Here is a 15120-nt window from a genome sequence, read left to right on the forward strand (position 1 = left end):
GATCCGGCAGTCCAATCCGGGCCGGAAATCCATGCCTCGCCGCTAGGGTCGGGTCAGGCAACCCCGTCACCGTCCGGAGGCGCGACCAAACCGTGACGGACCGCATCGGTTCGCCCGGCGCTTTCGCCTTCAGGTCGGTCTGTCAGATGAAGCAAGAACCCCGCCTTGCCCCAGTCACCGCGTTCGAGAGCCAGGCTTGGTTCCGGCTTGTTCCAGGCGATCAAGCCAATGATGACTTTTGCAGCTTCCGGGCCCGTCACGGCGTCAATCCTGGACCACTTTTCAGCGACATTCTTCAGTGGAAGCCCGCGGGTCAAAACGGTCGTCAGGTCCGTGGTCCCGACAACGTGGCGATAGGCTCCACGACACTCCTGCGCCACCGCCTGTTCGCCGACGTTCCGAAGGGCGGCCTGCAGATCGTCCACGGCCGGCTCCGTCATCGCCAGACGCAAGAGCTGATTTTGCTGGGCGTCCCGCCCGACGAAACAGACAGCACCGTCCGCCAGGCCTCCAACCTGGATCTCTATCGGACGCTTATCGGCGCCCAGATAATAGGCCGCAACATCCACCTCGAAGGTCGCAGGCATAGCCGCCACAAGGCCGACGCGCCCGAGACCGGCCAGGACCTTCTGCTGTATTTCTATGGCGTGACCCTCTCGCAGGCGGGACACCGTTCGCAACACGCCATTCTGGGACGCGGTCTCGAGCTGCGCCCAGGAGACGGTTTCGACGTGTTTGTCATTCCAGCTTATCCAACGCCTTTCCCCCTCAATGGTGATGACCGAGGTGCGAGCATCGTTGCGATAGGTCCAATCCTTGACACCGAACTGGCGGATCTTCCCGACCAGCATCAACACCCGTGGCGCCGCATCTCGTTGGAGGTCGCAGGCCGGCGTGAGGACGAGCAGGACGCTATCGGGTTCTAGATCGACCAGCAGGTCGCGCTTCGCTGCTTCAACGCCGGCAGCGTCTTCTAGGCGGATGACGTCACCGAACGACACCAATCCCTGCTCGGACGACGGGAGCCGAAGGCGTTCCGTGTGTTGCGTCAGGGTCTTGGCGACGAGGCCCTGCAGTTCGGGAGACCCCGCGATATAGGGGGCTGGATAGTCTGCGGCAGAAAATGAGTTGAGAGCCCGCGCCGCATCGATGATACCGGCCTCGCCTTCAATCTCATGGGCGAGCACCCTGTCGAAGACATCGACAAGATAGCTGCCGATGGGCTCGCCCTCCACTTCAAGCAGTAGCTGCTGGATCTGTCCTACGTCCGACAGCTTGAGGCGCCGGAATTGCGCCAGGGTCCGTCCTGCGGCTTGGGTCAAACCGGCATCGAGTGCGGCCACGAAGGCCCCGAGCTTTCGTGTATCCTCGACGTGAGCGGCTAATCTCTGAAGTTGCTGCTCGAGCCGTTCGCCTGCCTCGAGGTCGTCTTTGCGGATGATGCGAAACCCGCTGTCGAGCAGCCCGACCTCGTCTCTGAACTCGTCGCGGCGATCTTCAAGGGCGGCGCTGCGAGACATCAGGATGACGAGCGGATGCGGCAAGCCTCGCGCGTCGAGCGCCGCCTTCAGCGCCGATTTGGATGTCGTAATCGCGGCGTCGTCCTGGGCGTTGCCGAGGAAGAGATCGATGAGAACGATATCGGCGCCCTGCAAGGGATCTGAGAACTCACGACCGGCCAAGACCACTTCCAGACCGAGCGCTTCAAGCTGCGCCTTGGCCAACTCGACGTAATGGGTGTCTGCGGCCTGGGCGGACACATAGGCGGCGAAAAGGGGCTCCAGAAGCTTCGGAAGCTCTTCGCGCAGCCCCCATAGAGCGGCGACAAACCCATCCCGAGACTTCAGCTCGTCGAGCCTCACCCCATCGAGCGACCCGAAAGCGTCGGCGATCACCTTCCTGTGGGGACCCCAGTCATCTCCGAAAACTGCCCACTCGCCGGCCCCCGCCCCGATGTCTGAAGCGGTTGGAACGGGGTCGCAGGCGTCATCGACAATCAGTGCGCGTCGAAGTTGCTTTGCTTCCAGCAGCTCATTCAAGCTCATTGCTGGAGGTCCTGCGGCAGTTCCAGGACAAAGCGGTGGAGGCGCCGGGTTTCGGGATCCGGCTCCTCTTCGAGGCTGAGGCTTCCGCCGTGATGCTCGGCCGCTTCGCGGGCGATGAACAAACCCAAGCCACGCCTCCGCTTGGTGTCACGCAGCGAGAAGAAGAGTTGGAAGATCGCATCGCGGTTCTCGATCGCGACGCCTCTCCCGTTGTCCTCGAAGATCAATGTCGGCGGACCGCCGCTGACGCTGATGCGGATTTCACGATCAAACGTCTCGCGCTTGCCCCGGATATCGAGCCAATAGACTGAGTTCGAGATCAAGTTCTCCAGGATCTGAACGATCATGCCTTTGACAGCACGTACGCGTACCGGTCGCTCGGGCAGGTTGATGATCGCACGAATCCGGTGACGCTCGAATTGCGATGCGTGCGCCTCCACGGCGTCCTTAACGATTTCGTCGAGACTGAACAGTTCCGTGCGTTGCCGCCCGGAAACGCTCATGGGGTCCAACACGCGGACCCTCTTGTTGATGCTTTTCATCTCGGCCCGAAGGGTTGCGAACTGGCCCCTCAGGCGTACCGGCACATCGTCGCCTTTGAGCTTTTCCAAGGCCTTGAGCGCGTTTTCCGTAGACCGCGCCAGTTCGTGGGCCACTACCTCCACCATGAGACCCACGCCTGCCATCTCGACCATCTGGCGGCCTTCCTGCTCGACCTGCGCGATCCTCTCTCGCGCCTGGGCCGCGAACTGCGAGAATTCTCGGAGCGTCTGCTGGATATCCGCGATCGCAGTTTCAGCGTCAGGGGGGCTCAACTTCCGAATACGCGTCAGCGCGGTCCTGGCCCGATCTTCGAGGCCCGCTATCTGCTTTTGAGCGTCGCCAAGATCGATCTTTTGAGCTTTGTACTGTTTCTCCACATCACCGATCGCCCACCCAAGAGAGTCCTGGACGGCGTATCGCATGACCAAGAGGAGGACCTGCTGCTCGGGTGTGACCCGCAGACCTTCCCGGTTGGTCTGGTCGAGAAGGGCCGGGTTTCCGACCCTTGAGATCCGGGTCCGGCCGATGAACTGGGTCCGATTGAGCGTGTAACCCGAGCGACGCAGGGCGCGGCGGTCGAGCTCGAGCCAGTCGTCTTCCTCCTCGCCATAGGGGAAGACCCGAAAGAGATCGCGGAAGACGAAGATGCCCGACCATCGCTCCTGTTCCTCCCGGATAGAGAGTTTCTCCCCCGTGGCGTCTTTCAGTGGCAGTCGGCGACGGTTGAACCAGTGCGCTTCGAACGTGAAAGGGCCGACATTGACGAGCGCATCGTCGTCAATGTGATCGTCCTTACCGAGGATCGCGCCTTCGAGATCGCCTCGATTGAGCGTGATAGTTCGAGTCTCTCTGGGATGCGGAAAGCCCAAGTCGACGATGTCGGTCGTGATTTCGAGCTTCGGCTCTCCGTCTACGATGGTGTAGGTGCCGCTTACATGGGCATGCGCAGCGTCGAGAAGATCGCTCGGCATAGCGCGAACGGGCAACCGGTCGCCGTTCCAGAAGAGAGCGATGCGGGGACGCGCGCCGGAATCCTCAAAGGGGTCCGTCAGGCGCGAAAAATCCTGATCTCCCATCTCGGTCACGCGCGATTGCGACCAGTTTTCCGTGAGATCACTGATGATGATCGTGGTACCGGACCAAGACGCAGTCGGCTTGGCCCCTCCGACAGTCGGCTTGACGTCGATCTCGTCGAGCATGGCATCGACAGTGTTGAAGCTTCTCCAGTTGATATCGAGCAGGTTCAGATGCTGTTCTTGCGTCTTCGCCGTCTCCACACGGAGTCGCTCGCCAAGCCGCATGGCAGACAGGCGCCCTATCCCCTTCTCGCCCAGGTACGGCGTCTTGCTCGCGCCTGACAAAAGCGCTGCATCAATCGCCTTCTTGCGCGAGCCGGTGCCGATGACGAGGAAATTGTCCTCCAAGTCCTTCTCCGTCATCCCGTCGCCGGTGTCTTTCACCGTGATGGTGTTGAAGCGACGCATGCCTTCGGCGACGGCATCGGCGAGTTCGTCGGCCGTCGCGGCGCGCTCGATGAGCCGCCGGAATCCATTCCGCGCGTCGTCGGACGCGCTGTCGAGGATCTCCTCGTCGATCCTCTCCTTGAGATCGGCCAAATCCCTGTTGGCTGACGCCAGGGCGGAATCGATCTTTCCTGCAAGTTTGGCGAACCGCTGACCGGTCGCTTTGACCATGACAATGTCGAAATAGACCTCGACGCCATCCTTCGTCCCGGCGTCGAAACCGTTCTTGATGAGCTCGTAGAAAGCGATGATGTCGGAGCTGATGAGCTCGGACCCAAGCTCAAGGACGGTTCGCGCCGTTATTCGAAACAATTGATGGAATCCTTGAAGCGCGCGTGGTGCGACAAGGTTATCCGCGTCCGCCAGACAAACCAAGACAGGTGTTGGGACCCCCATCGAGTCGCCATGGCGCAAAGGCTAGATGCCCGTCAAAAAGCGCCGTATCGACGGGTCGTCGGCGAGGTCACCCAGATCCGCATCCAGTACCGTGGCAGGGTCCGCGCCGGCACTGAACGCGGCCCAGAACGGCGACCGGGCGCCGGGCTCGGCGTTCAGATAAAAGGAAAAGCCCTCCACCTCGAACCGGTAGGCTTGGTTCGATTCCAGGGTGCAGGGGCTCGGCAGAACACTGACGAGCATTGGGGCGCCGGCCCGTTGACGAGACGTGCGGATGACCATCGTCGGGCACGGCGCGCCACCCCGAAACAAGGCAGCTTCGACCACAGCAAACGTTTGATCGGTTACCACCTCCACACGTTTCGGATCGGCCGCCCAGTGGCGCCACAGCACCGCATGGATGAAGAGGACGAGGTCTCTTCCACGAGGGTTGGCGACTGAAAATCCGTTTCCCGCTAGACGAGGCGATGAGCCAACGGACCGGACGAAGCGCGCCGCCGCGTCATCGAAGCGTTCCGTGGCGTGCTCATGCTCGTGACAAAGGATGCGTCTGCTGATCTCGCCGGACTGGGATATCCGCGGCCGCCGGTCGTCCGGCTTCAGTACCAGGACGCTCTTCGCCAGGCCCCTGACCCGCCCGATCATCGATTTCGGCAGGAGGTGCGAGGCGGCCATGTCGGTTCGTCCGCAAATCAGGCAAGACGGCGTGGAGTTCTCGGGTGGATCAGCCTGCGATGGATGCATCGGTCTTCAGCGCGGCCAGGCGCTCTTGGCAAATCCGCTCTACGATCTCACGCAAAACGCCGACCCGTTCGGTCAACCATACCAGCTCTTCGGCACTGATCTTGTAGTGCTTTGAGTACCGCGCCTTGACGTAGGCCTCGCGTAGCAATTCGAAGCAGCGGCGTTCAAACTTGGTCTCTCTCGGCCAGGCTTCCTCGAACCGGGTGTCGATCGCCTCAGCCTTCTTGCGCAGGAATGCGAGGTTGTGAGCCTTTCCGCTGTACAACGTCACGACCAACAGAACGCAGTGATACAGATGCTCACTGGCTTGATGGAGGTTGAACGCTGCGAGTTTAGGCTCGTCAGTGGCCATGCAGAAGGCGGCGACTTTCGTAAAGCTCGCTGAGCTCGCCATCCAATCGCGGAAGAACCCTTCCGCCTCGGCGAGCGCGACTTCGGCCTTGAGGTCCGCCGGCTGGTGCAGTTTCACGCCGGGCGTGTCGTAGAGCAGCACACCGTCACGAACGATGTCCGCGAAGAAGTATCGACCTCGGTCCAGTTGTTCGTTCACGTCCTCCAGACTGTGAACGATGATGCTGACGGGCGTGCGGATTTCGCCCTCGCCCGGCATTGTTCGGTTCTCTGCGTCGAACCAGAACTCGCCGTCGGTGAGGTCCTCGTGGTCCACCACGACCAGCAGGTCGAAGTCCGAGAAATACCGGCCCACAGGGTCATGCACCCAGTCGCCGCGGGCGTAGGAGCCATAGAGGATGATCTTGAGTATCTTGCCGTTCTTCAGGCGCGCGGCCCGACGCGTCGAGATCGCCTCCTCGAAAGAGGCCCGGATCACATCAACGACGTGACGCAGCTCGGACTGCTTGCGCAGCGGCAGATGATCGAGGGTCTTCTTCATCGTCGTCGAGTCTCTCCGATGGGGCGTCCGACTGCAAGCGCCCATAGGCTCGACCGGTCGCTCATCCGCCTCGGCGCTCGCGGCGCCAGGTCTCGGGTTCGGTGAAGCGTCCGGCCCAAACGCCCGCGCGGCCGCCCCTCGCGACGGCCTCCTCGACGACATAGGCGGTCCCGGCGTAGCGGGCATAGCGGACCGCGTGTCCCTGTCGCACCGTCCACGCGCCGATATCCTCGCCGCCGACTTCACAGCGGGCGACCAATCGTCCGTAGCGGTCGATGTCCTCCTCGAAACAGGAGACAGGGCGGCCTTGAATATGCTGGTCGAGCCGGTTGGCCGCCACTCGACCGCAGGCATAGGCCTTAACCTGCGCGTCGTCGCAGGACTGTCGGCCCTCAGGCGCGTCCACGCCCCAGAGCCGGATGCGCTGGTCGTGGATTTCGAAGGTGTCGCCATCGATCATTGAGGCGCGGCCGACCACCGTGGGCGGCGCCGGAGCGCAGGCAACGAGGCAGACCAGAACGGGAATCAGGACACGCATGGACAACCTTCATACCGCAGAGCTGCCGAGGATCGCCCCTGTGTTTCCGCGAGCGGCGCCGAAGGCGGCGCGAGCCCCCGAGCCACCACTAGCCCCAAAGCAGACCGAACAGGCCGCGCGCCCTCAAGGACGCGCAGCCTGTCTCCGGACCCTACTCCGCCGCGAACGAATAGGCGTCGTCGTCGGGCGTCAGAGCGGGCGCCTCCTCCTCCCCGACATCATCCGGCTTCGCCACCGGCGGGACGGTTCTCAGCAGGGCGGGAAGCCAGCCCTTGCCTTCGACCAGCCGTTCCGCCGCCTCGGCCATGTCGGCCTTCTTGAACCCGGCGATCCGGTCGGCGTCCGCCTTGCCGACGGCCTCTTCAACGGCCTCCAGCATCCTCGCCTTGGCGACGCGGGAGAAGTAGCTGGCGGCGGTGGCGGTCCAGGTGGTGGTCATATCCAGTCCAACCGCCGTGGCCAGCACCTCGGCCTGAGCCCACGCGGCGGGACGCCGGTCATGCGGATCGCGCACGGCGTTGATCGCCGCCGACGCACAGTGGGCCATAAGGTCGAGCAGGTCCGAGCCGGGCAAGGCGACCAGCGCCGACCAGAGGTCATCCGCACTCGACGGCAGCCGCTTGATCCATGCCGACCCCCGCGCATTGATCCGCCGCATCGCCGGGCTATCGTCCACCCCCGGCGCCAACCGCTCCAGTCCCATGAAGCCGAGCCGAAGCTGCAAGGGCGAGGACACCGCATGGCCGGGGTAGAAGGCCTGCAAGGCCATGGCGTGAACCACGACCGTCAGGCACAGGGTCGCGTCCTGCGCCAGCGCATCGCGCAGACCTGCCGTGCGGTGGGCCGTCAGGTCGATGACCAGACGCTCGGACAGGGGTGCCAGCCCCTCATCGGCCTCTGGCTCTTCACCACGGACCGCGCCCTCCCCCGCGAGTTCGCCGCCGTGGGTGTCGCCTTCCACCCCCGCGTCAGCCTCTAGTGCTTCGGGAGACGTCTCGACCGGCATGTCCTCGGGTCGGACCAGACCGCGTTCGAAGCGGGCGAGGCCGTCATAGCCGAGGGTGACGATCACGCCCGACCGGGCCAACTCATCCGCCGAATAGGCGAAGTCAGGGCCGTAGGCCTGAAGGGCCGCGTCGATCTCCTCCAGACGCGCGTCCCGCTCGGGCGACGGTTCCTCGGCGTCCTCGATCTCGATGACCAGTTGGTCGTATTCCTCCGACAGAGCGACGATGGCGTTCGCCGCCGCCTCGGATCGTTCGACCGCCTCGGCATAGACCCGGCTGTAGGTCTCGCCATAGGGGAAGTCGAAATGGGCGCTCGCCCATTTCCAGCCCTCCCGCTCGCGGACCTCCTCGGCGAGCGCCTCCAGCCTGTCCAGAACCAGCCGGTCGAGCAGGCCGACGTCTTCCAGCCACCCCGCGCCGTCCTCGGTGAACAGGTCGCGTAGCACCACGCCGCCCGCCGCCTCATAAGCTTCCAGCCCCACGAACCGCACACGGCGGTCATCCATCGGCGCCTTGGCCTCGGTCATGGCGCGCCGGATAGCGTAACCCGGCGAATGCGGACCGATCCGCTCGAACACCTGACGCTGGCGCTCTTGATCCTCGCTGACTGCGAAGCCCATCAACTGGTCCATGGTCAGCCCGCCCGCTCGATAGGTCTCGATCAGCTCGGGCGCGACCGACGCCAGCCGCAGACGCTGGCGCACCACATGGGCCGACACGCCGAACCGGGCGCCGATTTCCTCCGGCCCATAGCCCTTCTCCACGGCGAGCCGGTTGAACGCCTCGAACTGGTCCGCCGGGTGCATGGCCTCGCGGGTGATGTTTTCGTCGAGGCTGATCTCATGGGCGTCGTTCTCGGTGTCGAGGATGACGCGCACCGGATGGGTCTTCTTGATCGACTTCCTCTTGGCCAGGAGCCGAAGCCCCTGACGGCGCCCCTCCCCGATGGTGACGAGGTAGTTCCCGGTTGGAGTCCCGTCCTCCTTGCGCTCGATCTCGACCACGGGCGGCTGCAACACCCCCTTGGCCTTGATGGAGGCCGCGAAGGCCTCGATGGTCGCCGCCGCATGCGGCGTCTTCCTCGCATTCTTGGGCGAGGCCTTGAGCCTGTTCAGCGGCACGGTGATCTCCGCACCGTGTGTCGGCTCCGCCACAGCTACAGCCACAGCGCCAATCGCAGGGGGCGCCGCACTCGCGGCGCCGGTCGGGGTCGTTTCGATGGATTGAGCAGTCATGTCTCTGCCTCCTTTGGGCATGGGTTGCAGGCACGCGAACTGCGCGCCTGAAACCCTGCCCCTCGGCGAGAGCGGGGTAGCAAAGGCCAGGGGGGCCGGCCGGAGGGGGATCGCCCGACCTGCACAAGCGTGACGCCCATGAGATCGTAATGATCCTTGCCGGCGCGGAAGGTGGGGGAGACCGGCCGGTCCGGCGGCGCAGCCGCTTCACCCTGGCCTGCGCGAGGGCGGAGCCCTTAGCGCTTCACTTCCTGTGGATTGCCGTCAGGCGGCGACGTCCCAGACCTGGTTGAGAACCTTGGCGGCCAGAGCCGCCTTGTCCTGAGGCAGGAAGCGACCGTAGTGGCTTGCCACGGTCTTCGGCGTGTCCTGGATGGCGTAGCTGGCCTGCTCGTAGGAGCCGGTCACCTTCAGGACATGGGTCGCCAGGACGTCGCGGACGCTGTGCGGACCGTGGGGCAGAAGGCCGGCGATGACGCCGCGTCCGGTGTAGGGATTGTAGATCCCGTAGCGCTGAGGAAGCCGTAGCCCCTCATCCTGCTCCCCCAATGCGTAGGGACACGTTCATGCTGTTGCCGTGCAGCCGGGCGCCGCCATCCGCTAATCTCCGCAAGATATGCGGAGATTGCCTGGCTTAATCTCCGCAACGCACCGGAAGCCGCAACCCACGCTTGTTTAGATCGGCTAGGCCCGCCAAGGTCGCCCTGTCGTTATGACGCTCCGGGGAGAGGCTTGTGTCCCACGATCACGCGACCGAGAACGAAGACGCCATTATGGCTGACCTGTTGGAGCGTGCCGGTATCGTCGCCAAACGTCTCTTGGCCGAGCGCGGCCTGATCTATCTCAACGACCTGAACCCCGACGAAAGCACCGCGGTCCTGAAGGAGGCTTGGCATGAGGCGGCCCGCGATCGCTTCCCCGATGCCGACCTGGCCGAGCTCCACGCCGAAATCGATGCAATGGTCGAAAGTCTAATCGACTTCCCGCTGCCCGATGTCCCTCGGTCGGCCTTGAACTAGATCGCAGGTCGGTGACCCTGCTTGCGCCGGCTAAGCCTTGGCCTTGCGCGCAAGCTTGACTGGGCGCGATTTCTTGGCCTGACGACCGCCCTGACCCAGGCCCATGGACTTGGCGAGCGCCGACCGGGCGGCGGCGTAGTCCGGGTGAACCATTGGGAAATCCGCCGGGAGACCGAAATGCTCTCGGTAGCTTTCGGGCGTGTAGCCGTGTGTCGTGATGTGCCGCTTCATGGATTTGAACGGCTTCTGGGTGATCAGGCTGATGATGCCGGCAGGAGTCACGAGCTTGCGGATTTGCGAAGCACTGAGGCGCTGGGGGACGTCGGCGGGGTCCGGCTCAGCCTGCTCGCCCAGCCTTTCAAGACTGGTGTGAACACTCTGAATCAGGTCGGGCAGAGCTGCCGGGTCGATCCGGTTGGCGGCGACGTAGTTCGCGACGATCCCGACGGTCATTTCCAGAAGGCCGTCATTGTCTGCAGTCGCCACGGGGATCTCCATCGGTGAAACCAAGCCATAGATCAGTTCGATGCTTGTGACCAAACGGCGACGGATGGCTCGAACTGGCCAACCCGCCATCTATTTCCTTGAAGACATTGTCGAGGGCCTCATAGACGAGGCATGACCGACGCCGAACGCTTTGACGCCCTGATGAACCTCGTTGATCCGGCTCGATCCGCAAACCCGAGCCGCGGGCGAGAGCTCGCCGTCTTCGGCCTTGCAGAACCCGGTCCAAAAGGCGGCTATCGGCCGACGAATGCGGGCTGGGTCGTGATCGGCGATCAGGGCCGCGCCTTTCAGCCCCGCCATCCGTAACCGCACGGTCGCAAGATCACCCAAGGTCGCCTGCGGCTTTCGCCCTCGCCTGCTTTCGGATTCCCTTGAGTCGTAACAAGGGAGTGATCCGATGGCTCAACTCAGCGCGCCGTTCCTGCCACGAACCATCAAGAAGCCTGAGCTTCGACAGATGGTCCCGTTGGCCGACAGCACCATCTGGGAGATGGAACAGAGGGGCGAGTTTCCCCGCCGCTTCCTGCTGACGCCCCGTTGCGTGGTTTGGAGTCTGGCGGAGGTCGAGGCCTGGCTCGAACAACGCAGAAGGTCCCCGATTACTCCAGCCAAGGCACCGAATGTCCGACTGCGCCGTACACGACCTGTCCGCACGAGAACCAATGATACATGTTCGGCGCTCTGATGGATAGTTTGGCCAATCGTTGAGTTAGGCACCTTCGCCCTCCCTGTAGATCGGGACTCAGTGCGACGCGGCGACGCCTGTTACGTCAGCGGACGGACTGGCCTCTCAAAAACGAGCCCACCAGCGTGTCCCCTTCGTAGACTTCAACCGCTAAGCCGCCGAAGTGGAGATCCAAAATGCGTTGAGCCTCGCGGAGAGCGTCATCGCGTGACGAGGCCATGATCGGCTCCATGTGAGGGACCGTCTGGTTGGACGTTTCGACGTAGCAAACGAAGGTCATGAGACCACTCCCATTGCCGAAAGGCGGAAGTGTTCGGCGTGCGGTGCCGATCTCTCACAGCCGCGAACGCCCAAAAGAGTGGTTCACGATCTGGTCACCATAGAAGGTCGAGCAGAAATAGCGACTCTCTTTAGCTCGATCAAAGCTCGCGGGCGTCAGCTTCCCAGCCATAGCAAACTCTCAGAACGTCTGCTTCTGGCGAAGCGGACTAACCGGCCGTGGAGCTAGCGCCGAATAGTTTTCGGTTTCGTCCAAGGCAGCACGCCACGTTGGTCGCAGGCTTTGATTATCGGAAGGTCATGACCCAAACAAAACCCACCTTGCCCCCCTCCATGCCTGCAAACCTTCATCCGATCGTGGTGGCCCGGCTAGGCCCGTCCACGTGGAATGAGGCAGCCACTTTGGATCGGCGCGCTCTGCAGATCGAGAGCAACCTATACGAGGCGGGCGAGGCGCGAGGCCATCGCGTAGAGTGCGGAAGACTGGTGATCAAGGGCGAGGCGATTACGTTCGGCGTCTACGAGGCCAACCATCGAACAAGCGAGCGATTGACGCGAAAGGATGAGGGCTACCGCAAAGATATCGTTCAATGGCGGCAGGTGTGGTCGCCATCCGGCCGGCTGATTCTCGTCATTCGCGTAAGGGATTGGGGCGGTGAACGCCGCTGGTCCGAGCGGCCGGGAAAGCTGCTGGAGAGCCAAGTGGACCGTTTCACTCTGCGGCTCGAACGACTGGTGGAGGAAAAAGCAGCCAATGAGGCGCGATGCGACGCCTACCAGCGAGAGGTCGAAATCGCCCAACGACACACGGCTCGCCGCGTATTCAAAGAGCAGGAGAGGCGACGTCGGCCTGCGGTGGTCCGAGCGCTTGCCGCGCAGTGGGAGGAGGCGGCGCGATTGCGTGCCTTTCTGGATACGCTGGAAAGCCGCAATAGCCCCCTCCCATCCGCCATGAGCCAGTGGCTCGGCGCGGCACGTGATGATCTTCAGGCGCTTGACCCCCTGTCGCCCGCCGGCCTGAGCGCTCTGCAGTTTCATGTCGACGCAGTAGCGCCAGGCCCCGAAGATGACGCGCCGAGACATCCTGACGAGCATTATTGGTTCGACGAGGGCGCGATGAATGAACTGGCCGATGAGATGTTCGCCCACGTCCGCCTGCCGACCAAGGCGAAGATGGGCAGCCGGTGAAACGAGAGAGATGTCACAGACCGTGCTTTGGCCCGGCATCTTGCGTTCGTGACTGCCTCCTCGCAAATCCCTCCGCAGCAAAGGCGTCTAAGACCGAAAAGCTTCGCTGTGCGACCCTCAACCCAGGCGACAGCCGCGGCTACGCCGAATGCAAGAAACTCTGGACGGATACTGTCGGCGGAATCCGTGAGCAGTTGGGCGACATAGAGCCAACGGCGACTGCGGGGGCTGGTGAGAGGCGCCTTGTGAGCCATCGTTGATTTCCGCCCCTCTTCGCCCTATGTTGCTCCGCGAGGCCAGATCGGTTGAAACAGCCTCACCCGCCTCGTCAGAGGTCCACGCGTGAGCGAGACAGGGATTTCGGTCCTCAAGCGGCTACCGAGTGACTTTTGATAGGGGCGCCTCCGGGCGCCCTTATCTTTTGCCGTGAAACTTCAGCTTCTCGCCCTTCAACGTCTTGTCGATGAGGACTGAGAAACGGACCTTGCTCATGTGCGCGATGGCCAAGGCTTGTCCAGGTTCGGGGCTGTAGGCGCTCTCGACGAACAGCCTCAAATCGACGCCCGCCTCCGCGTTTCGCCGCACCCGGAAGAAGACCCTGTAATCCCCTGCCCCACCGTCCGAGCGGGCGCCGATACGCAGGAAATTTGCCTCAGGGGTCTGGTAGATGTGGGCTGTCGGCAGGCCGTCCATGATGTGTGGAAGGGCCAGGGACAGACCGTAGCGGATCGGGCAGAAGACACGCTGGCGCGGGCCATCCCAGACCTGAACCCTGTCGTCCCCGTGCCGCGCCGCGTCGAACGCCTCACTGAAGCAGTGATTACTGAACCGGACATCGATCTTCACGCCGTTTGGGCGTGACTGGGTGACCATCTCGAGCACGAAGGGCTCGAGATGGTCGAACGCGAGTATCTCCCCCGCGATCTCCAGAGGCGGAAAATAGGGAGAGCCAGCCAAGGGCTAGAACCTCGGATCGAACCGGGGGCCCGCGCCCTCGGGGACAGCGAGCACCGGCGAATAGGCTTTCCCCTCTTCCCAGGCCTCGACGGCGTTTGACCATTCCTGGGCCATGTGCCGCCTCTGCATTTCGAACTCGGCCTTATTGTAGACGCCACGCGACGAACGCTCCTCGTGGGCCAGGCCTTTCTCGATCCAGTCGGAGTTGAAGCTCATTTCGTGCAGCAAGGTCGAGGCCGTGCGCCGCAGGTCGTGGACCGTGAAGGGCTCGAGCGCCAGCTCGCGGGCCGCGGCGCGGTCGGCGATGGCTGTAGTCACCCGGTTGAACGTCGCCTTGGACATCGGCGCATCAGCGTCGTAGCGCGACGGCAGGATGTATTTCGAGTTGCCCGCGCAGGTCTTCAGCGCGATCAGGATGTCGAACATCTGGGTCGACAGGTAGACGTTGTGCGGCCGCGACCGCTTCATGCGCGCCTTCGGGATCGACCAGACTGCGTTGTCGAAATCGACTTCGTCCCAGGTTCCGTCCTGAAGCTCGCTCTTTCGCACCATGCTGAGCAGCACGAACTTGAGGCCAAGTCGGATGGTCGGAAGCGTCGCCACCTCACCGAGGAGCCCAAGCATGATCCTGATCTCGGAAGGCGAGAGGCTGCGGTCCCGAGGCCGGAACGTCGCGATTGAAGCTGGTCCGACGCCGTCAGCCGGATTGTCGATCTTCTCGCCGTGCAAAATGGCCCAGCCGTAGATCTGCTTGACGATGTCACGGACGTGAATTGCAGTCGCGGGCGCCCCGCGATCCACGATGGTCTTGCAGTGAGCGCGCAGGTCGTCGGGCGTGATTTCCGAGAGAAGGCGCGTTTGCCATTTCGGCAGGACCTCCCGGTTGAAGATCGACCGACGCATGTTGCGTGTACTGTCGGCCATTGGCGCCTTGTCCATCCAGGCTTGAGCCACATGCTCGAAGCTGCGCGACTCCTGAAGCCGACGTTTGGCGCGCTGTTTCTCGATGGCCGGCGATGCGCCTTCTGCGATCGTCCGCTTGATATCGAAGAGCCGTTCACGGGCTTGGGCGAGGCTAAGACCTCCACGCCCGTAGCGGCCGAGGGTCACGGTCTCACGACGTCCGTTGAAGCGATAATCGTAACGGAACGAGATCGCACCGCCGGGCGACACGTAGGCGTACATGCCGTCTCTGTCGGTACTCTTGTAAGGCTTTGTTCTGGGACGTAAATTCTTGAGCGCAGCGTCTGTAAGCACGGTATTTCACCCTCTCTAAAGCCGAGACCGATTTTGGTCGATTTTGAGAGGTGATTGTCTCGCCTTTTCCGTGACTTGGGCGGAATCGATACCGTCAGCATCCTCGACCTGCCCATGACGGTATGGGCCGGGATCGACGAGATCAACGTCAGGCGGTGCCGTCATTGAGGCCGTTAAAACGAAAAAAGACCCTCCGAATGATCTCGAAGGGTCTCGTCAGAATTCACAATGTTGTCAGGTACTTATAAAACGATCCGGAAGCGATACCGAAAGGTAGCGAGAGCCCTGAATTATTCCCACTCGAT

General features: G+C 62.9%; 13 protein-coding genes and 1 pseudogene. 4 read left to right on the forward strand and 10 right to left on the reverse strand.

The genetic code is table 11. The features are described 5' to 3' along the window. Positions 1-53 precede the first annotated feature (53 nt). The 7 genes and pseudogenes from JHC99_RS02310 to JHC99_RS02340 all read right to left on the reverse strand — a co-directional run. Positions 54-2045, reverse strand: a complete 1992-nt coding sequence (locus JHC99_RS02310; RefSeq protein WP_292151850.1) for a hypothetical protein — start codon at positions 2043-2045, stop codon at positions 54-56. Further along, positions 2042-4423 (reverse strand): sensor histidine kinase, encoded by a 2382-nt coding sequence (locus JHC99_RS02315; protein WP_292151851.1) that lies wholly within the window; start codon positions 4421-4423, stop codon positions 2042-2044. Before JHC99_RS02315 ends, JHC99_RS02310 begins: the two co-directional genes overlap by 4 nt. Positions 4424-4528: 105 nt before the next feature. Continuing rightward, entirely contained in the window at positions 4529-5182 is a 654-nt protein-coding gene (locus JHC99_RS02320; protein WP_292151852.1) for a hypothetical protein, read from the reverse strand. A 49-nt stretch (positions 5183-5231) separates the two neighbouring features. Beyond that, a complete protein-coding gene (locus tag JHC99_RS02325; RefSeq protein ID WP_292151853.1) occupies positions 5232-6143 on the reverse strand; it encodes a HEPN domain-containing protein in 912 nt (303 codons plus the stop codon). A 61-nt stretch (positions 6144-6204) separates the two neighbouring features. Further along, positions 6205-6681 carry a thermonuclease family protein gene (locus tag JHC99_RS02330; RefSeq protein ID WP_292151854.1) on the reverse strand — a complete coding sequence of 159 codons (477 nt, stop codon included), beginning with the start codon at positions 6679-6681 and terminating at the stop codon, positions 6205-6207. A 151-nt stretch (positions 6682-6832) separates the two neighbouring features. Further along, positions 6833-8923, reverse strand: a complete 2091-nt coding sequence (locus tag JHC99_RS02335; RefSeq protein WP_292151855.1) for a ParB/RepB/Spo0J family partition protein — start codon at positions 8921-8923, stop codon at positions 6833-6835. 264 nt (positions 8924-9187) lie between these two features. After that, a pseudogene (locus JHC99_RS02340) lies at positions 9188-9439 on the reverse strand (hypothetical protein); the annotation flags it as partial. 218 nt (positions 9440-9657) lie between these two features. Between JHC99_RS02340 and JHC99_RS02345 the strand changes: the two are divergent. Then, entirely contained in the window at positions 9658-9942 is a 285-nt protein-coding gene (locus JHC99_RS02345; RefSeq protein ID WP_292151856.1) for a hypothetical protein, read from the forward strand. 30 nt (positions 9943-9972) lie between these two features. Here the strand turns inward: JHC99_RS02345 and JHC99_RS02350 are convergent, their stop codons facing one another. After that, positions 9973-10440 (reverse strand): MucR family transcriptional regulator, encoded by a 468-nt coding sequence (locus tag JHC99_RS02350; RefSeq protein ID WP_292151857.1) that lies wholly within the window; start codon positions 10438-10440, stop codon positions 9973-9975. A 120-nt stretch (positions 10441-10560) separates the two neighbouring features. Between JHC99_RS02350 and JHC99_RS02355 the strand changes: the two genes are divergently transcribed. From JHC99_RS02355 to JHC99_RS02365, 3 genes are all read left to right on the forward strand, one after another. Further along, a complete protein-coding gene (locus tag JHC99_RS02355) occupies positions 10561-10755 on the forward strand; it encodes a hypothetical protein (RefSeq protein ID WP_292151858.1) in 195 nt (64 codons plus the stop codon). A 91-nt stretch (positions 10756-10846) separates the two neighbouring features. Next, a complete protein-coding gene (locus JHC99_RS02360) occupies positions 10847-11134 on the forward strand; it encodes an AlpA family transcriptional regulator (RefSeq protein ID WP_292151859.1) in 288 nt (95 codons plus the stop codon). A 765-nt stretch (positions 11135-11899) separates the two neighbouring features. Beyond that, a complete protein-coding gene (locus JHC99_RS02365; protein WP_292151860.1) occupies positions 11900-12601 on the forward strand; it encodes a hypothetical protein in 702 nt (233 codons plus the stop codon). Between the two features lie 414 nt (positions 12602-13015). On the opposite strand, the gene JHC99_RS02370 is transcribed toward JHC99_RS02365, so the two are convergent. Together JHC99_RS02370 and JHC99_RS02375 are read right to left on the reverse strand one after the other, a co-directional pair. Beyond that, entirely contained in the window at positions 13016-13558 is a 543-nt protein-coding gene (locus tag JHC99_RS02370) for a hypothetical protein (RefSeq protein ID WP_292151861.1), read from the reverse strand. A gap of 3 nt (positions 13559-13561) precedes the next feature. Next, entirely contained in the window at positions 13562-14815 is a 1254-nt protein-coding gene (locus tag JHC99_RS02375; protein ID WP_292151862.1) for a site-specific integrase, read from the reverse strand. Positions 14816-15120 lie beyond the last annotated feature (305 nt).

Source organism: Brevundimonas sp. (assembly GCF_016463485.1).
Lineage (GTDB): Bacteria > Pseudomonadota > Alphaproteobacteria > Caulobacterales > Caulobacteraceae > Brevundimonas.